The following is a 26,844-nucleotide window of genomic DNA, read 5'->3' as shown; positions in this document are numbered from 1 at the left end:
AAAATAAAATGAAGATAACAGATATATCTATAAAAAGGCCATCGCTTGTAATTGTAGTTTTCACTGCACTTACCTTGCTGGGGCTACTTAGTTACTTTTCGTTGGGCTACGAATTACTTCCAAAATTCTCAAACAACGTTGTTTCTATTTCAACCATCTACCCTGGAGCGTCTCCTAATGAAGTAGAAAATACGGTAACTAAAAAAATTGAAGATGCGGTATCTTCGATGGAAAATATCAAGAAAATTAATTCAGTATCATTTGAAAGTTTATCGACAGTAACGATTACGCTAACGAATAACGCGAATATCGATATCTCCTTAAATGATGCACAGCGTAAAGTGAATGCGATTCTGGCTGATTTACCGGAAGATGTTAAAACACCTTCCTTAAGTAAATTCTCTTTGGATGATTTACCAGTAATCACAATGTCGGCGTCGGCTAACATGGACGATATTACGTTTTATGATTTAATTGACAAGCGGATTGCGCCTGTAATTTCTAGAGTTTCAGGTATTGCTCAGGTAAATTTAATTGGTGGATCGGAACGCGAAATCCAAGTTGCCTTAGATGCAAACAAACTTCAAGGATATAATCTTTCTGTGCCTCAGGTACAGCAAATGATCCTAAGTTCGAATTTGGATTTCCCTACAGGAAGTGTCAAAACGGAAAATTCTGATGTATTAATTCGTTTATCAGGAAAATATAGGAATATAGACGAGTTGAGAAATCTAGTTTTAACAACTGGTAAAGATGGTGCACAAATTCGTTTGTCAGATGTAGGCGATGTACAGGATGCACAAAAAGAAACTGAAAAACTTGCCAGAATCGACAGAAAAGGTGCAATCGCGATTCAAATCATAAAACAAAGTGATGCAAACGCAGTAGAAGTTAGTAAGGGTGTTCATGCTGCTATTGCGAAGCTAAAAACTGAGTATGCAGGAAATAAACTCGATATCAAAATTGTAAACGACAGCTCAATTTTTACACTTGAATCTGCAGATGCTGTAATCCACGACTTAATTCTTGCGGTAGTACTTGTTGCTTTTGTGATGCTATTTTTCCTACACAGTTTGCGTAATGCGCTAATCGTAATGGTATCTATACCGGCTTCATTAATTGCGACCTTTATCGGTATCAGCCTTTTCGGATTTACCTTAAACCTCATGTCGCTACTCGGTCTATCACTGGTTGTCGGGATTCTTGTCGATGATGCCATCGTGGTGCTCGAGAATATCCAGCGTCACATGGAGATGGGTAAAAACAAAGTGCGAGCGGCATCTGATGCAACTAGAGAAATTGGTTTCACGGTTGTATCGATCACACTTGTTATTGTAGTTGTATTCTTCCCTATTGCGATCAGCTCTGGGCTGGTGTCTAATATCTTACGCCAGTTTTGTGTGGTTGTTATTATCGCAACACTAATATCTTTGGTGGCTTCGTTTACTATTGTTCCATTGTTATTCTCGAGATTCGGTAAACTCGAGCATATAGAAGGCAAAAACGTATTTGGCCGTTTTATTTTATGGTTCGAAAAACAACTCAAAAAGTTCACACTTTGGATTACAGCAATCCTTACCTGGTCGCTGAATCATAAAAGAAGAACAATATTTACAGTTATTATTCTATTTTTTGCTGCCATGTATCTGGCTGTAGGTGGATTTATTGGATCTGAGTTCTTCCCGAAATCAGATAAAGGTGAATTCTTAATTCAAATTGAGTTGCCAAAAGATGCCTCTTTACAACAAACAAATGGGTTTACCCAAAGGGCGGAAGAGTTTTTGCATAAACAAAAGGAAATCACACAATTGATCACAACTGTTGGTCAGGCGAGTGGCGATTTTGGTGGAACACAAGCTACAGCATATAAATCAGAAATCAATGTCAAATTGGTGGAACGCGATAAGCGTGAAGGAGTCTCTTCAGATATTTATGCTACAAAAATCAGTCGCGCACTGGCTAAACAACTTGTCGGAGCTAAAGTAAAAACTGTTCCAATTAGTATTCTAGGTATCGCTGAAAATGCACCTATTCAATTGGTTGTAATGGGTTCCGACCTTGACAGTGCTTTAAAATATGCCGAAGGTGCGCAAAAAGTACTTGGCAGTATAGAAGGTGCAACTGAAATTAAATTATCTGTAGAAAAAGGAACTCCTGAGATTAACGTACAGGTAGATCGTGATAAAATGTCTGCGTTGGGACTAACGTTGCAAACTGTAGGTACTACAATGCAGACGGCTTTTAGCGGTAATACCGACGGAAAATATCGAAAAGGAGAATACGAGTACGACATTAATATCCAATACCAGGATTTTAACCGTAAAAACATTGATGACGTAAGAAACCTAAATTTTGTAAACGCTACAGGTGAGTCAATCAAGCTTTCTCAATTTGCATCCATAACCGAAAGTTCCGGACCAAGTCAGTTAGAACGTCTTGACAAATCCACTTCTGTATCTGTTAAAGCGCAATCTATAGGGCGTCCAACAGGAACGGTGGTTGCTGAATTTCAGGAAAAACTAGCGGAGTTACAGAAGAACGGCAAGCTTAAAACCCCAGTTGGTGTAAGTTACACCTGGGCAGGTGATCAGGAAAATCAAAGTGAAGGATTTGGTACCCTGGGCATCGCATTACTTGCCTCAATCATCCTGGTATATTTCATCATGGTTGCGCTTTATGATAGTTTTGTTTATCCTCTGGTGGTTATGTTCTCACTGCCGTTGGCATTTATCGGAGCCTTCCTTGCCTTAGCATTAACAAACAATTCGATCGGTATTTTCACAATCTTAGGTTTGATTATGCTAATGGGTCTGGTAGCGAAAAACGCGATCATTCTGGTCGACTTTACGAATCACATGAAAGCAGAAGGTAAATCAACAATTGAGGCCTTAGTTTTAGCCAACCATGCACGTTTACGTCCGATCCTGATGACAACCATTGCAATGATCTTCGGTATGCTTCCTATTGCCTTAGCAAGTGGCGCAGGTGCAGAATGGAAAAACGGATTAGCCTGGGTTATTGTTGGTGGGTTAACAAGCTCATTGTTCCTAACCTTGATTGTGGTACCGGTGGTATATTTAATATTCGATATTATGTTGGATAAACTTGGCTTTAATAAACCAGGTAAAACTATCGACGAACTGATGGTTGAACATTACGATCATAAAGATGTATTGGAATACGATATAGATGCAGCTCATAGTACATCGAAATCTTAGATTTGTAAGTTTAAACAAAAAAGGAGCCTACCAGGCTCCTTTTTTGTTTAACTTGTTTGTATCAGACAAGTTTATCTGATCGCACTTATCTTGGCAACAATAAAGGTTATGAAGATACCAAAGCAACCTATTATTGCATACGAATACCTTAAACTCGCCAATGCTGAAATATAACCGATCAGCGGAGGGCCTAACAAAAATCCAAAATAACTTACACCAGATACCATGGCCAGTGCCATGCCCGGTGCAACCGTCTTATTGTTTCCCGCAATAGTATATACCATAGGCACAATTCCAGAAACCCCAACTCCGACAAGCATGAATCCAATTGTTGCAGGAACGAGGTAAGGCAAAAACACTGAAAGAAACATTCCCCCAGAAATTAAGACACCACTAATCTGAAGCCAGCGTTTACGTCCAAATCTGGCAATCGCTTTATCGCCCAGGAAACGTCCCGTAGCCATCATGATCATAAAAGAAGCGTACCCAAGCACAACGTAGGCAACTGGAGCTTTTACGATTTCCTTAAAATACACTCCGCTCCAGTCAAACATTGCCCCCTCGGTAGCCATACTGCAGAAACCAATTACACCGAGCTGAATTAGAATGCCCTCAGGCATTCGGAATAATTTGCCACGTTCTGGAGAGGCCACAGGCTTCTGTCCTGGCACCAGAAACCTATAATTAATAAGGATATGCACCCACACAGCAACAGTAATTATCCAGAAATGGATATATGGGGGCTGGTGCAGATTTACGGCCAATAACCCAAATAAAGCACCACTAAAGCCGCCCAAGCTCCAAGCGCCATGGAACGACGTCATAATTGGCTTACCATACATCTGCTCGGCTGCTACGCCTTGCGTATTAAGGGAAATATTACACATATTCCCAGCAACTCCAAACAGGAACAAGAAAAATGCAAGATGCCATATCGAAGTAGACAAACCGATATTTGTAAGCGCAAGGCCGTATAAAGGAGCTGTAGCAATCAGTACTGTCCGACTGCCGAAAGCTGTTACCAGCTTACCAGAGATCGGCATCGTAAATAACTGACCCAGGGGCAGTGCCAGCAGCACAGAACCCAATTGAGCATCGGATAAATTAAGGGTATGTTTTAGATCAGGTATCCTGCTTGCCCATGAGGCGAAACAAATGCCCTGACCGAAATAAAATAACGAAACCGCCAGGCGGGTGCGGTTGCGTGATGAAAGAAGTTTACCGGGCTGAGGATTTTCTATATCCATATGGTGTAATCGTCTTTAAATGATAAAGCCTGCGGTTGTCCGCAGGCTTTATCTAGAATATTAAATATATTTTATGATGAACCTGCGCCTAGATATGTATCGCGCGGTTCTCCGTAGCAGCCATTGCAGCTTCTTTTAAGGCTTCAGTGTATGTAGGATGCGCATGGCAGATGCGTGCGATATCTTCTGCAGAAGCACGGAATTCCATGGCAACAACAGCTTCAGCAATCATATCCGCCGCTCTTGGACCAATCATATGCACTCCAAGAACTTCGTCTGTAGCGGCATCAGCCAATACCTTAACAAAACCATCGGTATCCATACTTGCTTTAGCCCTTCCACTAGCTTTGAAAGGAAATGAACCTGTTTTGTAAGTTACTCCGTTTGCTTTAAGCTGCTCTTCGGTAAATCCTACAGAAGCAACCTCCGGCCAGGTATAAACTACACCTGGAATAAGATTATAGTTGATATGCGGCTTTTGACCCACAATACGCTCTGCAACGTAAATACCCTCATCTTCTGCTTTATGTGCAAGCATAGCACCTTTAATCACATCACCAATTGCATACACTCCAGGAACACTCGTTTCCAGATGTTCGTTTACCGGGATTTTATTACCTCTGTCTTCTGTCTTAATACCAATATTTTCAAGACCCAGTCCTTCGGTATAGGCAGTACGACCTACAGCAACAATACAGTAGTCGGCTTCAAAACTCACTTGCTCGCCTTTTGCATTCTCTGCCGTAACGGTAACAACATCACCTTTAACTGTTGCTCCGGTAACTTTATGGTTCATAAAGAAATCCATACCGAGTGATTTTTTCAGCACACGTTGTAATTCTTTACCTAAACCAGCATCCATCGTAGCGATCAATGACGGAAGGAATTCAATAACAGAAACCTTGGTACCGAGTCTTGCATACACAGATCCAAGTTCAAGACCAATAACACCACCGCCTATAACGATCATATTTTTAGGAACTTCTGCAATATTTAATGCCTCAGTTGAAGTAATGATACGTTTTTTATCGATAGGTAAAAATGGCAAAGCAGTTGGTTTAGAACCTGATGCAATGATTACGTTTTTTGCTGTGATTGTTTCTGTGGTACCATCAGCTTTGGTAATCTTGATCGTGTTTTTATCTACAAAAGACCCAACACCTTCAAAGTTGTCAATTTTATTCTTTTTGAACAAGTACGTGATACCTGCGGTATTTTGAGCTACCACATCATTTTTCCTTGCGATCATCTGAGGCATATTTACCTGCAGATCTTTCAAGTCGATACCATGCGTTGTAAACGTATGTGCTGCATTATGAAAATGCTCAGAAGAATCAAGTAACGCTTTGGAAGGGATACAGCCTACATTCAGACACGTACCACCAAAAGTTTTATACTTTTCTATAACAGCTGTTTTCAAGCCTAACTGCGCACATCTGATTGCGCCTACATAACCACCGGGACCAGAACCTATAACGACAACATCGTATTGCATAATGAGTTTTTTTTGTAACACAAAGTTAATAAACCTCCAAAGAAATTCCGCATGCAATCCTGCTTTATTGCAGGATACTGTTATTTTACGAGCACAACATCAGCGTACCCCAATTCCTTAGCGCGGGTGCTGTGGTTCAGAAACTTTTGTTTGACCAAAGTGATATGAAAATGTTCGAATGACTGGACTATTTCAGCTTTCAGTCCTTTGGCCCGCAACTCATCGAGCGCAGCGCGCTCGGCAAAAAGAAGGTAGGGCCTTTTGGGTAGTATTGTCTTTTCGCCAAGATGGTAAGGATATACCTTTTGATCGGCATATAGATCCAGCGCATACGAAGACCCATTCTTTACCTGCACTAATGGTAAGTGTGATGGATTGTGCTTGTTAATCCAGAACGCAGCCATGCTGTCGGACTGATACCTGAGCAGTTGCGGATAATAGGCAAGATTGAAATATAAATTAACAAGCAGGGCTACGGCAAAAGTTTGAAAGAAAACCCGACTTTGCGCTTCTCCTTTTAAACTCAAGGCAATGAATAGTAATATCGCTCCCAGAAAACAGATCATTGCGAAGATGCCAATTTGTTCAGGACGGAAAAAGTACTGAAGCAAACCTAAGATCAGTACCATAGCGCACATTACAAAAATCTGAATACCCCTAACCCATTTGAAACGGTAACCTTCGTTCACAATATACTGAGCCGTAAGGATAGCAAAGAATGGGAAGATAATGGTAATGTAATGGGGTAGCTGAAATTTAGAAATAGAAAATACCAGAAACGTAAGTCCTGCTCCACACATGCAATACCATTCCTTCTGTTGTGTGCTTTTAACTTTTGACCGGAAAAACTGAACTAAACCAATATATAATAATAGCGACCAGGGGAGAAAAGCCCATAATGTTGTATGTATAAAGAAAGATAAGTCACCATTAGATTTCTTGATCGGCCCATTGTTGAAAAAACGCCCAAACTGACTATCCCAGAAAAAGAATTTTAGTCCCGATACATGCGTCTGGCCAAACACTACCTTTTCGGGATGGAGATCAAACTGCTGGTACAAACACCAAAGTTCAGGAAGGATAAATAAGCCAACCAGCACAACTGCTAACAACCATTTGAGATGGAACATTGCCCTCCAATCCTTATGGATCAACAACTGACCAATGATGGCGGCACCTATCGGAATGACGGCAAAAACACCTTTAGTCATGACTGCGCAGGCCGCAAATAAGGCGCCTGTTACGAGCGGTATCAACCATGCTTTCTGTTGTGCCTTATAAAAATAATAGACGCTGCCGATGATTAGTCCGGTGAGGTAAGGCTCTGCCCTAACATCGGTATTAGAAATCAGGATATGTTGTGCTGTAAGCAAAATAAGAACAGCCCAAAGTGCAATTTGCCGGGTATATAGCTCGAGCGCGAATTTATAGGTATACACAGCACCCATCAACACAAACAAAACAGCTGGGAGCTTGTATGCCCAGGTAGTTATACCAAAAAGTTTAAATGACAAAGCAGCTACCCAAAACGGGAAATGCGGTTTATCCAGCCAGTCACGTCCATCAACGAAAATATCTATAAAATTATTGCGCCAAACCATAGTCTTAGCAATGGAGGCATAAAGCGCCCCATCCGGACCCATCACGGTGACAAACAGTCCGGTAAAATTGAGAAACACAGCCAGCCCAATACAGAGATACAACCATTTTTCATTTGCCTTCATCGTATGCTCCATATGTTATTGTTTTTGTTTGCCTGCTTTGAATACCAGAAAATAGTTAGCGCTGAAGTTCCAGAAAAAAACCAGTACAACGGCGATTATTTTACTAATGTAAAAATCAAGCATCCATACCGTGGTAAACAGATATATAAATCCAGAGTTGAGTGCCAGGCCAAAAAGGGACACCAGAACAAATGCGCTAAGCTGTTTGCTCACTTGCTGTTTATCTACACTACCGAATGTCCAGAATCGATTGATGAAATAGTTACTGAGCACGGCAAACGTAAACCCAACAGCATTGGCAATAAATTTATTAACACGTAATTCCTCTTTGAGTAACCATGTCAAAGAAAAATCGATCAGGAGTCCCGACAGTCCGGTTAGTCCAAATTTAATTAAAGAAAGAAAGCTGAAGGGGAGCTTTTTAAAACCCATATATCATGATCAATACTAGCCTGCAAAGATATAATCATTCCAGCTCCTAAAGATATTAATTCTATCATATCCGCAGCCCGTTATAAATTTACACCTATTATTTGTAGGTTTATCATGCTAAATCAAAACCCATGACCCGCATTAAACTTATATGCATTTGTGTGCTGCTGCTATCGGCGACAGCCTTGTTTGCGCAACAAACAGACTCTGCCTACGTGAGAGACAACTACACAAAAATTGAACGTAGTATTCCCATGCGTGATGGAAAAACTTTATTCACAGCGATTTACACCCCCAAAGATCAGACGAAAAAATACCCGTTTATGATCAATCGGACACCGTATACCGTTGCTCCTTACGGCGCGGATAAATACAAAACTACACTGGGCCCTTCGCCAGGCTTTATTCGTGAAGGGTTCATCTTTGTATATCAGGATGTGCGTGGAAAATGGATGAGCGAAGGCGAGTTTGTAGACGTGCGTCCACATATTGATCAAAAAAAAGGAAAGCAGGATATTGACGAAAGCTCGGACACCTATGATACGATCGACTGGCTGATTAAAAATATTCCAGGGAATAATGGTAAAGCCGGATTATATGGAATTTCGTACCCGGGATTTTATTCTACCGCGGCCCTTCCTGGTGCCCATCCCGGACTAAAGGCAGTATCGCCTCAGGCTCCTGTAACAGATTGGTTTCAAGGTGACGATTTCCACCATAACGGTGCATTTTTCCTGGCCGACGGATTTAACTTCTACAGCAGCTTTGGTGTGCCAAGACCTAAACCTATTACGCCCGATAAAGGCCCTAAGCCATTTAACTTCCCGATTAAAGATGATTACAGATTCTTTTTAAGCATCGGTGCTTTGAAAAATGTAAAGCTGAAATATTTTGCAGACAGCATGAAATTTTGGAACGACATGATGGATCATGGTAATTATGATGAGTTCTGGAAAGTCCGCAACATCAGGCCACACTTAAAGGGTATCACACCGGCGGTGCTTGTTGTTGGTGGATTCTTTGATGCTGAAGATGCATTTGGCGCCCTAAATACTTATCAAGCTATCGAAAAACAAAGCCCGGCAACACACAACAATCTGGTTATGGGCCCCTGGTTCCATGGCGGATGGGTAAGAAGTACTGGTGCTTTTTTTGGCGATATCCAATTTGGACAACCTACCAGCGACTGGTATCAGAAGAATGTAGAGCTTCCATTCTTTCTGCAGTACCTGAAAGATGGTGCCGTGTCAAATCTTGCAGAGGCAACTATCTTCGTTACCGGCAGCAATGAATGGAAAAAGTTCAATACATGGCCTCCGCAAGACATAGAACAAAAAACGCTATATTTCCAACCAAACGGCCTGCTCACTTTCTCAGCTCCGTCTACAAGTGATAGTTGGGATGAATATGTTAGTGATCCGGCCAATCCTGTTCCGCATCAGGATGGTGTACGGGCAAGACGCAGTCGCGAATACATGATCGATGATCAACGTTTTGCTGCCCGCCGACCAGACGTTAAAGTTTATCAGACACAAACACTAACTGAAGACATGACATTCACTGGGCCTTTAATGGCAAAGCTACAGGTCAGTACCACCGGAACGGATGCTGATTACGTAGTAAAACTTATTGATGTGTATCCTGAAGATGCAGCTGATCCACAACCCAATCCTAAAGGGCTGTTGATGGGTGGTTATGAAATGCTTGTCAGAGGCGAGGTAATGCGCGGGAAGTTCAGAAACAGCTTCGAAAAACCAGAAGCATTCATCCCCGGAAAGGTCACCGCGGTTAACTACACCCTTCCAGACGTTGCACATACCTTTAAAAAAGGACACAAAATTATGATCCAGGTACAGAATTCATGGTTTCCATTGGTAGACCGCAACCCACAGCAATTTATGGACATCTACCAAGCCAGCGACGCTGATTTCAAAAAAGCAACACATCGAATTTATCACGACGCGACACACGCCTCTGCCCTCACCGTTACCATTTTAAAACCATAACAAGATGTTTAAATATACTGGCCTTAGTTTATTGCTGATCTTATTCATCCAATTTACAGGCAAGGCACAACTTCTCCAGCACAAAGAAAGCTACACACGTGCAGATAGTCTGCGCGGCATGCTAACACCTTTGAGAAGCTGCTATGATATTAATTACTACCACCTGGACGTAGCAGTTAACATTGATGAGAAATCTATCCAGGGGAGTAATGAGTTTGTTTTTACTGCTACGCAGGATTTCAGCAGGCTGCAGTTTGATCTTTTCGCAAACCTTAATGTTGACAAGGTTATTTATCAAGGAAAGGAACTACCCTTTAAACGGGAATTTAATGCTGTCTTTGTAAGTTTCCCTAAAGTGGTTAAAAAGGGATCAAAAGATGCTTTCACAGTATATTACTCCGGTCAGCCGATCGTAGGAAAAAGACCGCCCTGGGACGGCGGCTTTATTTTCAGCAAGGATAAAGCAGGCAAGCCATGGGTATCTGTAGCTTGTCAGGGTTTAGGCGCCAGCTGTTGGTGGCCGAACAAAGATCATCAAAGTGATGAGGTGGACAGTATTTTGATAAGCATTACCGTACCTCAGAATTTAAAGGAAATATCGAATGGCAGACTGCGTAGCATTGTTCAGAAAAATAACGGAACAACACAATTTAACTGGTTTGTGAGCAACCCCATCAATAATTATGATGTTACTTTTTACATAGGAGACTATGCTCATTGGACTGATCAATTTGCTGGTGAGAAAGGAAATCTAAGTATTGATTATTGGTCATTGAAACAAGACTCTGCAGTAGCAAGACCACACTGGGATGCCGATGTGAAGCCTATGCTTTCCTGTTTTGAAAATTGGTTTGGCCACTACCCTTTCTATGAAGATGGCTACAAGCTGGTACAAGCTCCACATTTAGGGATGGAGCACCAGAGTGCTGTTGCTTATGGCAATGGGTTTCAAAAAGGATACCTCGGAAGAGATCTCTCAAAAACCGGCCTCGGTATGAAGTTCGACTTTATTACTGTTCACGAAAGTGGCCATGAGTGGTTCGGAAACAGCATTACCTCGAAAGATATCGCCGACATGTGGATCCATGAAAGCTTCACCAATTACTCAGAAGCCCTGTTTACCGAATGCATAGACAACAAGCAGGCCGGCGCTGAATATGTTAGAGGGATACGAAAAAACATCCGTAATGATGTGCCAATTATCGGCCCTTATAACGTAAATAAAGAAGGTTCTGGTGATATGTATTATAAAGGAGCAAACATGATCCACCTGATCAGACAGCTCATCAATGATGATTCAAAATTCAGGTCAATATTACGAGGTCTGAATCAGAAATTCTACCATAAGACTGTAACTACGGCAGAAGTAGAAACATTTCTTTCCAAACAAAGTGGCTTAAAACTAAGCAAGGTTTTTGATCAGTACCTGCGGCATGCAGCAATTCCAACCCTGGAATACAAGATTGTTGGTCAGGAGTTAAGCTACCGATGGGTTACAGATGTTAAAGGCTTTGACATGCCCGTGAAGGTGAGTACGGCAAAAGATCAATTCACAATTATCTATCCCACTGAAAGCTGGAAAAAGATGAAGATCAGTATTGATGCAGCAGATTTTGCACAGGATCCTGATTTTTATATACAGATCAAAAAGGTCGATTAAAACTGGTAACCCAAGATGGTATAGTTTTCTAGATAGTTAATCTTCTGGCTTGCGCGGTCAATATCATCGCGTCCGGTAGTATGCACATTTGTTAAATTGGAATAACCTATTTTTGTACTATTCTGAAGGTATAGACCCCGGGTAAAGTAATACTTCAGTCCGGCCTTTGCAGAAAATCCATAGCCAGCAAGATTCCAGTGGTTGTTTCTGCCCAGGCCAAAAAGATGCACATCACTTCTTGGAACAAACACACCTCCACCCAGACCTGTCTCAAGTGTAAAAGATCTGCGTTGTGATGCAGACACCCAAATATCGTCATCGCGTTGGATCTCAAGACTCGCATAGTTAAAGCCATCGGTATGCTCATAAGTTAGCATTGCCTCCTTCACGTCTATCTCCTGCCCATTATAAGTACCAGCCATATTTCCGCTGGGATGTCCGGGACTGGAAATTAATGGATCGATATAGCCGTCGATACGCACGCGTTGCGGAATATCCATCACATATTTCATGTGGTCCCAGCCTAAGGAGATACTATAATTATCCTTAAAGTAATAGCCTATGCGGAGGTCATATTGTGGAATAGAAATCTTTGCAGGATTGAAATAGTCTGAACCAAATTTAGATTGCCTGTCATGCGCCACCACATCACGTAACGTGAAATCATATCCCGGTCCGCGGAAATTGATATCACTGGTTCCGAACCAGGATCTGTTATAGCCCCATGAAGCAAAGAAGTCTCCTTTACGTGAAAAATTTCTAGAATTCTTTGGAGAGAAGATACTTTTACCGGTTGTTACGGTTGAAGGGGCGGCAGTCAGGTTTTCCTGGGCGCTTAGTCTTTTACCAAATACGAGTAAAAAGAATAGCAAATGGCATTTTTTCAAGTCATAAAAGTAGATTAAAAAATGCCAGAAAATCACCTGCTCGTTTTTATATGACCAAAAAATTAAAAAAGTCAATAAAAAAGCGGCTTTCCTTATTCAGGAAAGCCGCTTTCTGTGATTTATTTATGTTAGATACCTAGCAGCAAACGTGCAGGATCTTCCAATAGTTGTTTAACACGAACCAGGAAACCTACAGACTCACGTCCGTCAATGATTCTGTGGTCGTAAGATAAAGCCAGATACATCATTGGGCGGATCACCACTTCACCTTTTTCAGCAATTGGGCGCTCAATGATATTGTGCATACCAAGGATTGCTGACTGAGGAGCATTGATGATCGGAGTAGACATCATAGATCCGAATACCCCACCATTAGTGATCGTGAACGTTCCACCAGTCATTTCTTCAATCGTCAATTTGCTATCACGTGCTTTTGTAGCAAGTTCGATAACAGTTTTTTCAATCTGTGCAAGACTCATGCTCTCTGCATTTCTGATAATCGGAACAACAAGACCTTTAGGTGCAGATACAGCGATAGAAACATCTACAAAATCATTGTAAACCAATTCTTCACCATCAATACGCGCGTTTACAGCAGGGAAATCTTTCATAGCCTCACAAACTGCTTTTGTGAAGAAACTCATGAAGCCCAGACCTACGCCATATTTTTCTTTGAACTGATCTTTATATTTTCCACGCAGGTCCATGATCGGTTTCATATTTACCTCGTTAAAGGTAGTCAGCATTGCCGTCTCATTTTTCACCGCCACAAGACGCTTAGCGACAGTTTTACGCAAAGGCGTCATTTTCTGTCTTCTTTCGTTTCTAGCACCAGCAACAACTGGGGCAGCTGGAGCTTGAGCCGCCTTTTCAGGAGCTTTTGCTTGTGCTCTCTCCGCTTTCAAGGCATCTTCTTTAGTAATACGTCCGTCAACACCTGTACCTTTTACTGCCGCAGCATCCACTCCTTTTTCGGCAAGGATCTTTCCTGCACTTGGCGAAGGAGTTCCTGTAGCGTAGCTATCACCAGATTTTTCAGCAACAGGGGCCGCCGAAGTTTTATCTTCAGCAACGGCAGCTTTTTCTGCAGGAGCCGCTTCAGTAGCTTTTGGTGCCGCAGCGCCACCATCTTCAATTTTGCAAACAACAGCGCCTATAGCCAGGGTGTCACCTTCGCTAGCTACTGTTCTTAAAGTTCCGGCCTGCTCTGCAGTTAACTCAAATGTTGCTTTATCAGATTCCAATTCAGCAATAATCTCGTCCATTTCTACAACATCACCATCATTTTTCACCCAACGGGATAAAACAACTTCAGTAATTGACTCACCTACTGGCGGAACTTTTATTTCTATACTCATAACTGATGTATTATATTTTTTTAATCTTCGTTATACACTTTATTAGCTGACTTCTTTGCAATCTTTTTAACAGATTCAGTTACCGGAACCTCGAAAGATTTAGCGATGATGTACGCCTGCTGATCGGCGTGCTGCTTAGCATAGCCAGACGCCGTACTACTGCTCTCTTTTCTTGAGATCACTTCGATGTCATTAAAGGTAGTCTTTCTTGTTTTACGCAACAAGTAAGGCCATGCGCCCATATTTTCTGGTTCTTCCTGTACCCACACTGCTTCATTTGCATTTTTGAAGGATGCATATACAGCTTCCATCTGAGCAAGTGGTGTAGGGTATAATTGTTCTACACGAACAATTGCTACATTTTTAATCTGATCTGTTTGTTGTTTCTCAAGCAATTCGTAATAGATTTTTCCAGAGCAGAATAATACCCGTGTAACATCAGCCGGTTTAACATTCGCATCAGTAATTACTTCCTTAAAATTAGCAGATGTGAAATCAGCAAGCGGAGAAACACATTTAGGGTGACGTAATAAGCTTTTTGGAGAGAATACTACCAAAGGCTTTCTGAAGTCGCGTGCAAACTGACGTCTGATCGCATGGAAGAAATTTGCCGGTGTAGTACAGTTTACAACCTGCATATTGTTGTCTGCACAAAGCTCCATGAAACGTTCGATACGTGCTGAAGAGTGTTCAGGACCTTGGCCTTCGTACCCGTGAGGCAGCAACATAACCAAACCGTTTTCTCTCTGCCATTTTGTTTCTGCACTGGCAATATATTGATCAACTACGATCTGCGCTCCGTTAAAGAAATCTCCAAATTGAGCTTCCCAGATCGTCAGGGCATTCGGATTGGCCATGGCATAACCATATTCGAAACCAAGAACGCCGTATTCAGATAAATGTGAGTTAAAAATATCAAATGCAGCCTGTTTTTCAGAAACATTATTTAACGGTGTATACTCCTCTTCTGAATCTTCAAGTGTAAGCACAGCATGACGATGAGAGAACGTACCACGTTTAACATCCTGCCCACTTAGTCTTACACGCTTGCCTTCATCAAGTAAAGTACCGTAAGCCAACTGCTCGCCCATCGCCCAATCAAAGATGTGAGATGTAGTCGCCATTTTACTGCGCTCGTCAAAAAGCTTTTCAATTTTTTTGAAGAATTTCTTTTCTGCTGGCAGTGTGCTTATTTTCTTTGCAATATCAAGCAATTCGGCCTCAGGAACTGTAGTATCCGGAGATACTTCAAAATCCTTTTCAGTAGCGATACGCATTTCGGCCCATGCCCCACCAAATTTAACATCTTTATATGTAGAAGTAATTTCTTTGGCGTCATTAAGACGTTCCTGAAGGATATTACGGAAGTCTTTTTCCATTTCCTTTGCCAGGCTCGCTTCCATCTTACCTTCACCAATCAATTGCTGGATATAGATATCTCTCGGATTTGCGTGTTTCTCAATAGCCTTGTATAATAACGGCTGTGTGAACTTAGGCTCATCCGCTTCATTATGACCAAAACGTCTGTAACATAAAATATCAATGAAGACATCATTTTTATAGCGCTGACGATATTCCATAGCCAGATTAATCGCATATACCAATGCTTCTACGTCATCACCATTCACATGGAATACAGGAGATAAGGTTACTTTGGCAATATCTGTACAATATGTACTGGTACGTCCGTCTTTATAATTTGTTGTAAAACCGATCTGGTTATTAATCACCAGGTGAATTGTTCCACCTGTCTTGTAACCATCAAGGCCAGCCATCTGAATAACCTCATACACGATACCTTGTCCGGCAATAGATGCATCACCATGAATTAAGATCGGCGCAATTCTGGCATTGTCGCCATCATATTTAAAATCGATCTTAGATCTCGTCATCCCCTCAACCACCCCATTCACTGTTTCCAGGTGAGAAGGATTAGGGCAGAGACTCAAATGCACATTATTACCATTGTTTGTTGTTACATCGGTAGAGTAACCCAGGTGATATTTTACATCGCCTCCAAAAGGAGATTCTGCGCTGTATCCTTTACCTTCAAACTCCGCAAAAATATCCATGTAGGTTTTTTGCATGATATTGGCGAGCACATTAAGACGGCCGCGGTGAGCCATTCCAATTACGAACTCTTCAATACCCAGCTCAGCACCTTTTTCAATAACTGAATCCAACGCTGGAATTAATGCTTCAGCGCCCTCTAGAGAAAAACGCTTTTGGCCTAAAAATTTAGTACCCAGAAAATTCTCGAAACTTACTGCTTCATTCAGTTTTTTAAGGATTCTCCTTTTCTCATCAATAGAGAAGCTCGGTGTATTGCGTACCGACTCCATTTTATGTTCGATCCAGCTGAGCACTTCTGGTGTGCGCACAAACTTGTATTCGGCACCAACAGAACCACAATATGTTTTTTCAAGGAAAGCAATGATATCAGAAAGCTTTGCTGCACCGATACCTAGTTCAACACCTGAATTAAAAACGGTATTCAGATCGGCATCACTCAAGCCAAAGTTTACCAGTTCCAGCGTTGGCGTATGTTTTCTACGCTCACGAACAGGATTTGTCTTTGTAAATAAATGCCCTCTGGTACGGTATCCGTTAATGAGGTTCAATACATTTACTTCTTTCAAAAAATGCTCCGGTGCTGCTGCACTCACCGATGCTTGAGGAGTTTCTCTTCCGAAATCAAAGCCTTCAAAAAATTTACGCCATCCAAATTCTACTGAATCAGGATCTTGTCTATACGCTTGATATTGTGAATCGATATATTCGGCGTTTTCGCCACTGAGATAAGATAAATTATCCATTATGTTGTAATTGGTATAAGTGTTGCAAAATTAGGATTTTACCTCACAAAACAGGCAAATTTCTTTATATTTCTTCAAGGAAATCGACGATATCGCACACATTCTTAAGTGGCTTTAAATGATCATCAACCAGAATATCGAATTCTGAGATTAAACTTCCTGCAACTAATAACGGAACATTTAGGTTGTCCATTACTTTTCCGAGTATTTTATTGATATCTTTCCCAAGATTTAAAGAAGTAAGCACGATAAAAGCATAATCAGGCTTATATGATTCGACTACCTTTTTGACATCGGTATATGGGATTTCCTGTCCGAGATAAAGGGTATCATGACCACAGCGTTTAAGTAGATATCTGGCAAACAGCAGACCTGTTTCATGCATTTCCGCCTCAGGAAGAAACAATAGAAAGCGTTTTGGGTCTTTAAGTATCGGTTTTTTTAATTTATCAATCTCGACGATAATCCGGTCACGGATCAGATTGGAAGCAAAATGTTCATGAGAGGGATCAATTGTCCCCGTTTGCCAAAGCATTCCGATGCGCTTCATAAAAGGAAACAATACGATATCCATGGTTTTCGTTAAACCCATCTCCTTAATACAACCGGCAAGGATTTCAGAAAAAGCGATCTCATCATACTTCAACGTTGCATCAGAAAGGTTGAGCACCTGTACTGTATTGTTATTCCAGTCTGTTTTAAGTTGTGTAACGAGATCAGCTATGTTCTTTTTACTCATTTGAGCAATCTTGCTGATCTTATACCCATTTTCGTTCAGGGCAACAATATTCAGAAGAGACTTCAGATCATCTTCATCGTAATAGCGAATGTTAGTTGGAGTTCTTCTGGGAGGAACAATGTTGTAGCGGACTTCCCATGCGCGGATAGTGTGCGCTTTGATACCGATCAGGCCTTCGATGTCACTTATTGAATATTTCCTCACGATTTACACAACAAATGTTAAACAACTTTGTTTACAAAAGAAGTTCTGTTTATCTTTTTTTTTTACAAATACTAATTTACAAGATCGAAAGAGGCAAGAAATTTCAGTGTCTTTTCTATATCAAATGCATTCTTCGGTTTTGGTTCATTAGCTGATTCCGCAATCCTTCCCCAATTTCCCCAATTACTTGCCGGTGCATAATCAACAAGCTTTTCTTCGAAATAGATTGCTCCCTTTGTCCAGTCCAGTTTTAACACGTGGATCAAGAATGTAGCAACGAGCGTGCGCCCCTGGTAAGAGATAAATCCAGAACTATTGAGTTCCAGCATCAGAGCGTCGACCAACGTATGACCAGTCATTCCCGATTTCCATTGATCAAGTAGAATTTCCTCATCGGAAACCTCTGACAATTCATTGAGCTGATCAAGTGCCGTTTTGATAAAACCGATACCATGTTTTTTAAACATAAACCGATAGTAGTCGCGCCATAATAAGCCCAAAAAGATCTGATTAAAGTTCGGGTTGCTGCCATTACGTTCTTCTGCAGATTTCACACACCAATACACCTGTCTGGGCGAGAGGCATCCCACAGACAACCATGGTGAAAGTCTGGAAACATACATCGTTTTATCAGGCCCCTTGTTACCTTTTAGATAAATAGATGATCCGGCTGCCAAAATTGCATCCAAGTGTTGCAGCCCCTCCTGTTCCCCTCCGTGAAGGTCTGAAGGAAGATCTGCAATAACAGTATCCGGATATAGAACGTTTAATGTTGGAATATCTCCCCAATTTTCAGATTCAGCGAAAATTATCTCCTGGGGAGCAGGGAAGCAAGCCTTGATAATAGCATCTCTTTCTGTCTTTTTCTTAAAAAGAGTAAAGACATCAGGGATATCCTTGATTGGAAAAGGAAGGTCTTCTTTATTATATAGTGTGTGCCCAATAAAATGCTTGAGGTTGATCTTAAGCTTCCACAGCCGATCTTCTACATTTGCAGAAACCTCGGTATCGGCGGGCGCAACTTCACGATGGTGATAGACTTCGGCGATGTCATATTGCTGAACAAGCGCTGGAATATGATCTTCCGGGCGTCCCTGAAGAATCAGAATATTTCCATTTAAAGCTTCAAAAGACTTCCTTAAAGCATACAGGCTCTGAATTAAAAATTGTGTCCGGATCAAACCAGATTTATTCTGGTGCTCTGAATTGCCTTCAAAATGCCTGGGGTCAAAAAAATAAACAGGAAGGATACTATCAGATTTCGCTATTGCCTCAACGAGCATCTCGTTGTCGTGCAGCCGTAAATCGTTTCTGAACCAAACCAGTATTTTCCTTGATTTCACCATATTGTATGATAGTCTTTCTAGATTCGCAAAAATATACGAAATTTATGCATAGCAGGCATACCTATAGTAATATTTACATAGCCAAAACAAATCGGCATAAAAACATTTAATCAGGTCTTTCTAAAACCATTGAGAACGTTAAAAGTTATAGTAAGATGAGAAATCATGTTTTACTCACAGGGGCTACGGGCATGGTCGGTACCGCACTGATCAAAAAATTACTGCAAGAAGGACATCAGGTATCAATTCTTAGCAGACATCAGCAAAAGATTTCGGGGGTGAATGTATTTCTCTGGGATGTGCAAAAGGCAGCTATTGACGAAAGTGCATTTCAAGGAGTAACAACGATTATCCATCTGGCGGGAGAGAATATAGCTGATGGCAAATGGACGGAGAAACGCAAAAAAGAGATTATTAACAGCAGGGTTGAATCAACGGCTTTGCTATACCAGACTCTTGGCAAAATCAAACACGACGTCAGTTCATTCATCTCGGCGTCTGCCGTAGGCTATTACGGGGATTGCGGAGACGAGATTTTAACAGAAGAGACGCCTGCCGGATTTGGATTTTTACCTGAATGTTGTGTAGCTTGGGAAAAATCGGTAGACCGTGGAAAGACGCTGGGGCTACGGATTGTAAAGCTCAGAACTGGAGTTGTTCTCAGTAAAAAACAGGGCGCATTGCCAGCAATGGCGCAACCAATTAAGTTTTTTGCAGGCGCCCCTCTGGGCACAGGAACACAGTGGGTACCTTGGATACACCTGGACGATATGGTTTCCATGTACATGTATGCCCTGAAAGACATCACCATCATGGGGACGTTTAATGCCTGTGCACCGTACCCCGTAACGAACGCCACGCTTACTAAAGCTCTGGGGACAGTCTTGCACCGTCCGATATGGCCATTCTCTGTTCCATCAAAAATCCTGGAACTTCTGCTCGGAGAAATGAGCGTAGTGGCATTAAGCAGCACAAATACCTCTGCTCAAAAAATCCTTAACACAGGCTTTTCTTTCAAATTTAACCAACTAGAAGCAGCATTATCCGATATTTACAATTGATGAGAAAAGAAGTTACGATCTGCTGGCTGCGCAGAGATTTGAGATTACATGACAATGCAGCACTGTACCATGCGCTTAGATCAGGCGTTCCAGTGTTAGCAATATTTATATTTGACACAAAAATTCTCGACAACCTCAGTCAGAAAGATGATGCCAGGGTAACCTTTATTTACAACACCTTGCTTACAATCAGACAAGAGCTGCAAAAAACAGGTTCTGACTTATTGATTTTGCATGGTACCCCTGAGGAAGCATGGGGTAAATTACTTGAACGTTACACTGTGAAACACGTTTTTGCCAACCATGACTATGAGCCTTATGCTCAAGAACGGGACGGGGCGCTAGCCGAGTATCTCCGTTCGGAAGGAATAACTTTTAAGACCTCCAAAGATCAGGTTATCTTTGAAAAAAGCGAAATAGTTAAGGCAGACGGCAAGCCCTATACAGTATTCACTCCTTACTTCAGACAGTGGGAAAAAAAAATGAACGACTTCTTCGTCAGCTCCTACCCTACCCATAAATATTTTGGTCAGTTCCTGAAAACTGAACCTTTCCATAACCCTACGCTTAAATCGTTAGGTTTTGAGCAATCTAGTCAGGCCTTCCCTCCAATTAATTTTGAGGCCAAACTTGCAGGTTATGAACAACGCAGAGATTATCCGGCAGACGACGCTACAACGCATATCGGCCTTCACCTTCGCTTCGGTACAGCCAGCATTCGCGAGGCCGCGAGAACAGCTCTTGAAGAGAAAGCCAACAAATGGTTATCCGAATTGGCGTGGCGCGACTTCTATATGATGATTCTCTGGCATTTCCCGCAAGTACAAAAGGATAGTTTTAAGCCTGCGTACGATAATATCAAATGGCGGAATAACGAAGATGAATTTGCAGCCTGGTGTAAAGGCGAAACAGGTTACCCCATTGTTGATGCTGGCATGAGACAATTAAACGCCACTGGATTTATGCACAACAGGGTCCGGATGATTGTTGGTAGCTTTTTAACAAAGCACTTATTGATAGACTGGCGATGGGGAGAAACTTATTTCGCCGAAAAACTGCTTGACTACGAGATGGCCAGCAATGTTGGCGGCTGGCAATGGGCATGTGGCTGCGGCAACGACGCAGCACCGTACTTCAGGGTATTTAATCCAGAGTTGCAGACTAAAAAGTTCGACCCTCAGTTTAAATACATTAAAAAGTGGATCCCGGAGTTCGATACAAAAAAATATGCCCAACCAATAGTTGAGCATACCTTTGCCAGAGAAAGAATATTACGTGTATTTAAAGAAGCGCTAAGTTAATTATCCTAGCACAACAGGAGTTATACTCTACCTACGCGACCAAATACATCACTTCGTCTGCCACCGTCAGTAAAAGTGGCTGCAAACGGAGCACCAGTGATTACTATTGCACCCGCCCCTAAATAATAATGAGTATAGCCTACGAAGTTACCGTCATCTTGTAGCACCCAGATAGCATCTGTCGATCCACTAGAGACATTGGACACCCAATAATTGACAGGCCCGCTAGTGCTTGGCGCAAGCAAAGATATGATACCATTTGTATCTGAAAACTTTGCTGAAGGATAACTATGACTTGTATCAGTTGCCCAGAGTGCTGTCGGTATCAACGAACCATTTGGAGTAGACCTTTTGTATAAGACTAAATTGCCATCAGCCTGTATAAATAATGAATAATACCCATTTACAGACCTCGCTACTTCATCACCGGAACCAAATGTTCCTTTTGCAAATTGTTGGTGACCACCAGGCGCCCAAGTATATTCCGGAATATACGACAAATCATGATTTCCACGTTCCAATTGCACTGGCGTGGGTGATAATGGAATTACAGTTCCTAACGGATAGTAACCGTTTTCTAATTTTGGCTGTACTTGTACAGGCGAACTGGCCTGTTCTTTCCTGCATGATGCGAATGCTATCGAGAGCAACGCGAGCGTGTAAATAACTTTTTTCATTTGGGAATGATTTAATTTTATTAAAAATAGAAATCATTCCCAAGAATTTTACCACTGTGAAAATAAATCACAAAATTTGGCAAATTACTGATTTATAGCAGTTAAGATTTCAACATCGTAGTCAAGAACGGCATTACCAGTAATCGCACTCGAATAAGAGTTTCCATAAGCTAAAGTAGAAGGAATAATCATTCTAACCTTCCCACCGGCTGTTACCATTGGAATTATTTTCATCCAACCAGCCGGTTGACCAGATGTCACCAGTGTAACGCCCGAATAAGTACCGTCGGTTACAGATGTAGCCACAGTGCCGTCAAGTAATCTTGCAGTATAATTAGCACTAATCGTTGTTCCTTTGTTGATAACAACTGATCCTACACCGCGTGTCGCAATACTATAATATACGCCGGAAGGATCTTTGGTCATCGTCAATTTATTTTTTGCGATATATGCCTGAATAAGTTTGTCATCCAGAGCTGACTGTGACTTATCTGAAAGCGTTGTAATCGTAACTTCAAGAGGCTCATTTGACGGTATACTGATCACATTAGCTACATCATAACCATTCTTTCCATACGCAAGGTTTGACGGAATTAAAAGTTTTGCTACTCCACCAGGTCTAAGTGCAAGAATAGCTTCACGCAAAGCAGGTACGGAAATTGACAAGGACTGCAATGGAATAACGATAGAACCTGTATAGGCTACCAACGAGGATGCATTACCATTTTGGGAGTCTGCATAGTACAAGGTACCTGCAGTAATTGATTTAATTGTTATACGATACAAAACAGAATCTGTATTTTGATAAAGATCCCCTATACCCTGACTCACAATCTGTGTATAGATTCCTTTGTCATTTTTTGTAGCAGTAATCTTGTTGGTCGAAATATACTGTTGAATCTTTGCATCATCAATATTTTCAATAGACTCATATTCCTTTTTACAAGAACTGATTAAGATAAAGACACTCAGTAAAGCAAAAGTATATGATGATAACCTTTTTAGCATTTTATATTTATTTAATTTTTAACGGTTTTTAATTTTGTAATTTTAATCAGGTCAATCGTATAATCCAAATTTGAATTTGCAGGTATAAGTCCCACCGTCTTATTGGTATATGCCATCGTTGAAGGAATGATCAGCCTGATGCGACCACCCATCGGAATTTTTTTCAATCCATTTCGCCAACCCTCAGTCACGCTTGAATAAAGTAAACTATCTGGTGTTGCCAATCTTTCCACAACTACGCCATTTAATAATCTACCTGTATATGTTACTGTGAGCATATCCGTGCCCTCCAGTGTACCCGTCCCGTCAACCTTTGTCAAAATTTGGCTAAATAAGCCTGTACCATCATTCGTGACAGCAATGCCGTTAGCTTTAACAAACCTTTCTATGGAGTCAACATCCAATTTCAGCTGCACAGTTTTATCGTAAGCCACTGGTTTCTCACAAGAAACAAGCGCTAACATAAGCACCATACACATTGCTAAAAATGCATTTTTTAACATATTGCACAAAAATACTGTTTTATTAGGGATAGCGCAATATTTAACGAATTTTAACAAGTTGTATCCGGTCCTTAAAAAAAGAAACCGCCCCATATCAGATACGGGACGGTCGCCATCAAGACAATATTTAGTTAATAATTGTTAATAGCAATATTTGTTTGCAGCGATTAATTCCTGCGCCACTTTCTGACGGGCATCTTTAACATTGAAAGGATCCATTTTGGTAAATCTTCTCAACCCAACCAGCATCATCCGTTGCTCGTCACCATCGGCAAATGCCCAGAGCGCCTCTTTACCTGCTTTAGCTACACCATCAACAGCCTCCACAAAATAGATTTTCATCATGTTAATCTGTCCGGCACATGCCTGCTCACCTTTCAGGCTTACCAGCTTCTCAGTGCGTAGCATTGCTGACTCGGCGATATACACATAACTGGCCATATCTGCGATATTCATCAGGATCTCCTGCTCTTTTGACAAACTAAGCATCAATTTCTGAACAGCAGCCCCGGCTACCATTAACGTAGCCTTTTTAAGATTCTGTATCACTTTTTTCTCTGCAGCAAACAGCGTCTCATCCGGCTCAGCGAAATCAGGGATCGACATCAGCTCCCCTGCAACAGCAGTTGCCGGTGTCATCAGATCAAGTTCACCTTTCATGGCGCGTTTTAGCATCATGTCTACCGTTAACAGTCTGTTGATCTCATTCGTTCCTTCAAAAATCCTGTTAATCCGGGCATCTCTATAAGCTCTGTCCATCGGCGCATCAGCAGAAAAGCCCATGCCGCCATAGATCTGAACACCCTCATCCACTACATAGTCCAGGACTTCAGAACCCCAAACCTTAAGAATTGCGCATTCCACCGCAAACTGCTCTGTAGATTTTAGTTTTGCCTTACTGGCATCCATCCCACCAGCAACTAGAGCATCATAAGCATCATCAATATTTTGCCCGGCACGATAGTTTGCAGACTCGACAGCATATACTTTCGTAGCCATCTCTGCAATCTTAAATCTGATTGCTCCGTATTTAGATATCGGACGTTCAAACTGGATACGCTCGTTAGAATAGTTGATCGCAGTATCTATTACAGTTTTAGATGCACCCACCGCTGCAGCAGCCAACTTAATCCTTCCGATATTCAATATGTTTACAGCGATCTTAAACCCATTCTCTCTATCGGAAAGCATATTTTCAATTGGCACATGGCAATCGTTAAAAAACACCTGACGTGTTGAAGACCCTTTGATTCCCATTTTATGTTCTTCGGGATTCATGGTGATACCACCAAAGTCACGCTCAACAATAAATGCAGTAAGGTTCTTGTCATTATCTATCTTCGCAAAAACAATGAAGATATCTGCAAAACCGCCATTGGTAATCCACATCTTCTGTCCGTTGATGACATAATGTTTTCCGTCTTCGGTAAGTTTAGCTTTAGTACGGCCAGAGTTCGCATCAGAGCCAGAGTTAGGCTCTGTTAAGCAATAAGAGGCTTTCCACTCACCAGTACCCAATTTAGGCACATATTTAGATTTCTGCTCTTCGTTTCCATAATATAGGATTGGCAATGTTCCGATTCCTGTATGCGCTGAAAGTGCTACAGCGAATGAATGTCCTGCACCGATTACATCGGCTACAAGCATAGAGGTATTGAAGTTCTTACCAAAACCGCCATATTCTTCCGGAATGGAAACACCCAGAATACCAAGTTCACCAGCTTTGGTTAACAACGACTCCATTAAGCCCTCCTCCTGACTGTCTATTCTATCCAGATTAGGAAAAACCTCCGCAGCAAGGAAATCGCGACAGGTTTGGGCAATCATGGTTTGTTCTTCGTCAAACTCTTCAGGAATGAATACATCCTGGAACTGCGTTTCCGTGATCAGGAATTCGCCACCCTTAATTGTTTTTTTATCAGTAGTTTCCATACTTTTTTTGTTTCAGGACAGCGCCCTGTAGGTTTATAGGTTATAACATTTCGAAAATTCCGGCAGCACCCTGTCCGCTTCCAACGCACATAGTTACCATACCGTATTTCTGATCTCTTCTTTTCAATTCATTAAATAGCTGTACCGATAGCTTCGCTCCTGTACAACCAAGCGGATGTCCGAGTGCAATAGCGCCGCCATTCACATTTAATTTACTGGTATCCAGCCCTAATGTTCGAATGATAGCCAGCGACTGCGACGCAAATGCTTCATTTAATTCTATGAGGTCAAGCTGATCCAGAGTCATTCCCGCCATTTTTAATGCTTTAGGAATAGCCTCAATCGGGCCAATACCCATAATCCGGGGCGGAACACCTGCCACACCATAACTTACCAACCTGGCAATAGGTTCTACCCCCAGTTCCTTCATTTTTTTCTCTGATACAATCAGCACAAAGGCTGCCCCATCAGAAGTTTGAGAAGAGTTACCGGCGGTAACGCTGCCATCGGCCGCAAATACTGGCTTAAGCTTCGCAAGCTTATCAATCGACGTATCAGCACGGGGACCTTCGTCGGTATCGACAACGTAACTCCGGGTTTTACGTTTCATATTGTCGTCCAGGTAATTTTCATTCACCGTGATGGGAAGAACACCAGATTTCAGGTGCCCATTTTTAATGGCTTCCACAGCCTTCATATTGGACTGGAAAGCAAACTCATCCTGGTCTTCCCGACTCACCTTATATTCATTGGCTACAGCTTCTGCTGTGAGGCCCATACCCCAATACCAATCCGGATTTTTTTGTGCAACCTCTGGATTTGGAACCACCTTCCAACCGCCAAAGGGCATTCCTGACATGACCTCGACACCGCCGGCGATGATACAATCAGCCATGCCACTTTTAATTTTTGCCACTGCCATGGCTATTGTCTCCAGGCCGGATGCACAATATCTGTTTACTGTTACACCGGGAACTTTATCAGTATCCAGCCCCATCAGTGAAATCATACGCCCAATATTCAACCCCTGCTCAGCTTCAGGTGTAGCATTTCCAACAATAACATCCTCAACCTGTTCTTTATCCAGATTAGGTACCGATGCTACTAACTCCCTGATTACCTCTGCAGCCAGATCATCGGCTCTTGTAAAACGAAATACACCACGAGGTGCTTTCCCTACTGCGGTACGATATCCTGCTATTATATAAGCTTCCATTTTTTTCTACTGGT

Annotated in this window: 19 protein-coding genes; 5 read left to right on the top strand and 14 right to left on the bottom strand. The window is 41.8% G+C overall.

Going from position 1 to position 26,844, the window contains the following annotated elements; translation table 11 throughout:
- The first annotated feature begins 8 nt into the window (after positions 1 to 8).
- The gene (locus CLV32_RS20725) at positions 9 to 3,218 is read left to right on the top strand and encodes an efflux RND transporter permease subunit (protein WP_133558869.1); all 3,210 of its coding nucleotides are present in this window, start codon (positions 9 to 11) and stop codon (positions 3,216 to 3,218) included.
- Positions 3,219 to 3,289: 71 nt separating this feature from the next.
- Here CLV32_RS20725 and CLV32_RS20720 read toward each other — a convergent pair whose 3' ends face one another.
- From CLV32_RS20720 to CLV32_RS20705, 4 genes are all read right to left on the bottom strand, one after another.
- Complete coding sequence (locus tag CLV32_RS20720; protein WP_133558868.1) at positions 3,290 to 4,465, bottom strand: MFS transporter; 1,176 nt, start codon at positions 4,463 to 4,465, stop codon at positions 3,290 to 3,292.
- Between the two features lie 88 nt (positions 4,466 to 4,553).
- Positions 4,554 to 5,960: a dihydrolipoyl dehydrogenase gene (gene lpdA / locus CLV32_RS20715; RefSeq protein ID WP_133558867.1), complete on the bottom strand. Its 1,407-nt coding sequence runs from the start codon at positions 5,958 to 5,960 to the stop codon at positions 4,554 to 4,556.
- An 80-nt stretch (positions 5,961 to 6,040) separates the two neighbouring features.
- Complete coding sequence (locus tag CLV32_RS20710) at positions 6,041 to 7,696, bottom strand: ArnT family glycosyltransferase (RefSeq protein WP_133558866.1); 1,656 nt, start codon at positions 7,694 to 7,696, stop codon at positions 6,041 to 6,043.
- 3 nt (positions 7,697 to 7,699) lie between these two features.
- Positions 7,700 to 8,116: a GtrA family protein gene (locus CLV32_RS20705; RefSeq protein ID WP_133558865.1), complete on the bottom strand. Its 417-nt coding sequence runs from the start codon at positions 8,114 to 8,116 to the stop codon at positions 7,700 to 7,702.
- Positions 8,117 to 8,247: 131 nt separating this feature from the next.
- On the opposite strand from CLV32_RS20705, the gene CLV32_RS20700 reads away from it, so the two are divergent.
- Positions 8,248 to 10,122 (top strand): CocE/NonD family hydrolase, encoded by a 1,875-nt coding sequence (locus tag CLV32_RS20700; RefSeq protein WP_133558864.1) that lies wholly within the window; start codon positions 8,248 to 8,250, stop codon positions 10,120 to 10,122.
- Between the two features lie 4 nt (positions 10,123 to 10,126).
- The gene (locus CLV32_RS20695) at positions 10,127 to 11,782 is read left to right on the top strand and encodes a M1 family metallopeptidase (RefSeq protein ID WP_133558863.1); all 1,656 of its coding nucleotides are present in this window, start codon (positions 10,127 to 10,129) and stop codon (positions 11,780 to 11,782) included.
- Here CLV32_RS20695 and CLV32_RS20690 read toward each other — a convergent pair.
- From CLV32_RS20690 to CLV32_RS20670, 5 genes are all read right to left on the bottom strand, one after another.
- The gene (locus CLV32_RS20690) at positions 11,779 to 12,669 is read right to left on the bottom strand and encodes a hypothetical protein (protein ID WP_133558862.1); all 891 of its coding nucleotides are present in this window, start codon (positions 12,667 to 12,669) and stop codon (positions 11,779 to 11,781) included. The two genes, CLV32_RS20695 and CLV32_RS20690, sit on opposite strands and share 4 nt — an antisense overlap.
- Positions 12,670 to 12,797: 128 nt before the next feature.
- The gene (odhB, locus tag CLV32_RS20685) at positions 12,798 to 14,027 is read right to left on the bottom strand and encodes a 2-oxoglutarate dehydrogenase complex dihydrolipoyllysine-residue succinyltransferase (protein WP_133558861.1); all 1,230 of its coding nucleotides are present in this window, start codon (positions 14,025 to 14,027) and stop codon (positions 12,798 to 12,800) included.
- A 20-nt stretch (positions 14,028 to 14,047) separates the two neighbouring features.
- The gene (locus CLV32_RS20680; protein WP_133558860.1) at positions 14,048 to 16,843 is read right to left on the bottom strand and encodes a 2-oxoglutarate dehydrogenase E1 component; all 2,796 of its coding nucleotides are present in this window, start codon (positions 16,841 to 16,843) and stop codon (positions 14,048 to 14,050) included.
- 64 nt (positions 16,844 to 16,907) lie between these two features.
- Complete coding sequence (locus CLV32_RS20675; protein ID WP_243732377.1) at positions 16,908 to 17,786, bottom strand: MerR family transcriptional regulator; 879 nt, start codon at positions 17,784 to 17,786, stop codon at positions 16,908 to 16,910.
- A gap of 71 nt (positions 17,787 to 17,857) precedes the next feature.
- Positions 17,858 to 19,132 carry a DASH family cryptochrome gene (locus tag CLV32_RS20670; protein WP_166641998.1) on the bottom strand — a complete coding sequence of 425 codons (1,275 nt, stop codon included), beginning with the start codon at positions 19,130 to 19,132 and terminating at the stop codon, positions 17,858 to 17,860.
- Between the two features lie 155 nt (positions 19,133 to 19,287).
- Here CLV32_RS20670 and CLV32_RS20665 point away from each other — a divergent pair, with 155 nt between their 5' ends.
- Together CLV32_RS20665 and CLV32_RS20660 are read left to right on the top strand one after the other, a co-directional pair.
- Positions 19,288 to 20,193, top strand: coding sequence for a TIGR01777 family oxidoreductase (locus tag CLV32_RS20665; RefSeq protein WP_133558859.1), 906 nt, complete (start codon positions 19,288 to 19,290; stop codon positions 20,191 to 20,193).
- On the top strand, positions 20,193 to 21,494 hold the full coding sequence (locus tag CLV32_RS20660) for a cryptochrome/photolyase family protein (RefSeq protein WP_133558858.1): 1,302 nt from the start codon (positions 20,193 to 20,195) through the stop codon (positions 21,492 to 21,494). Before CLV32_RS20665 ends, CLV32_RS20660 begins: the two co-directional genes overlap by 1 nt.
- A gap of 20 nt (positions 21,495 to 21,514) precedes the next feature.
- Here CLV32_RS20660 and CLV32_RS20655 read toward each other — a convergent pair whose 3' ends face one another.
- The 5 genes from CLV32_RS20655 to CLV32_RS20635 form a co-directional block, all read right to left on the bottom strand.
- Entirely contained in the window at positions 21,515 to 22,171 is a 657-nt protein-coding gene (locus tag CLV32_RS20655) for a hypothetical protein (RefSeq protein ID WP_133558857.1), read from the bottom strand.
- 84 nt (positions 22,172 to 22,255) lie between these two features.
- Complete coding sequence (locus tag CLV32_RS20650) at positions 22,256 to 23,179, bottom strand: FKBP-type peptidyl-prolyl cis-trans isomerase (protein WP_133558856.1); 924 nt, start codon at positions 23,177 to 23,179, stop codon at positions 22,256 to 22,258.
- A gap of 11 nt (positions 23,180 to 23,190) precedes the next feature.
- A complete protein-coding gene (locus CLV32_RS20645) occupies positions 23,191 to 23,682 on the bottom strand; it encodes an FKBP-type peptidyl-prolyl cis-trans isomerase (protein ID WP_166641997.1) in 492 nt (163 codons plus the stop codon).
- 141 nt (positions 23,683 to 23,823) lie between these two features.
- A complete protein-coding gene (locus tag CLV32_RS20640; RefSeq protein WP_133558854.1) occupies positions 23,824 to 25,614 on the bottom strand; it encodes an acyl-CoA dehydrogenase family protein in 1,791 nt (596 codons plus the stop codon).
- A 40-nt stretch (positions 25,615 to 25,654) separates the two neighbouring features.
- A complete protein-coding gene (locus CLV32_RS20635) occupies positions 25,655 to 26,830 on the bottom strand; it encodes an acetyl-CoA C-acyltransferase (protein ID WP_133558853.1) in 1,176 nt (391 codons plus the stop codon).
- Positions 26,831 to 26,844 lie beyond the last annotated feature (14 nt).

Source organism: Pedobacter duraquae (genome assembly GCF_004362245.1).
Lineage (GTDB): Bacteria > Bacteroidota > Bacteroidia > Sphingobacteriales > Sphingobacteriaceae > Pedobacter > Pedobacter duraquae.
Note: the sequence above shows the minus strand (reverse complement) of the source record. Positions and strands in the feature narration are given on the sequence as shown.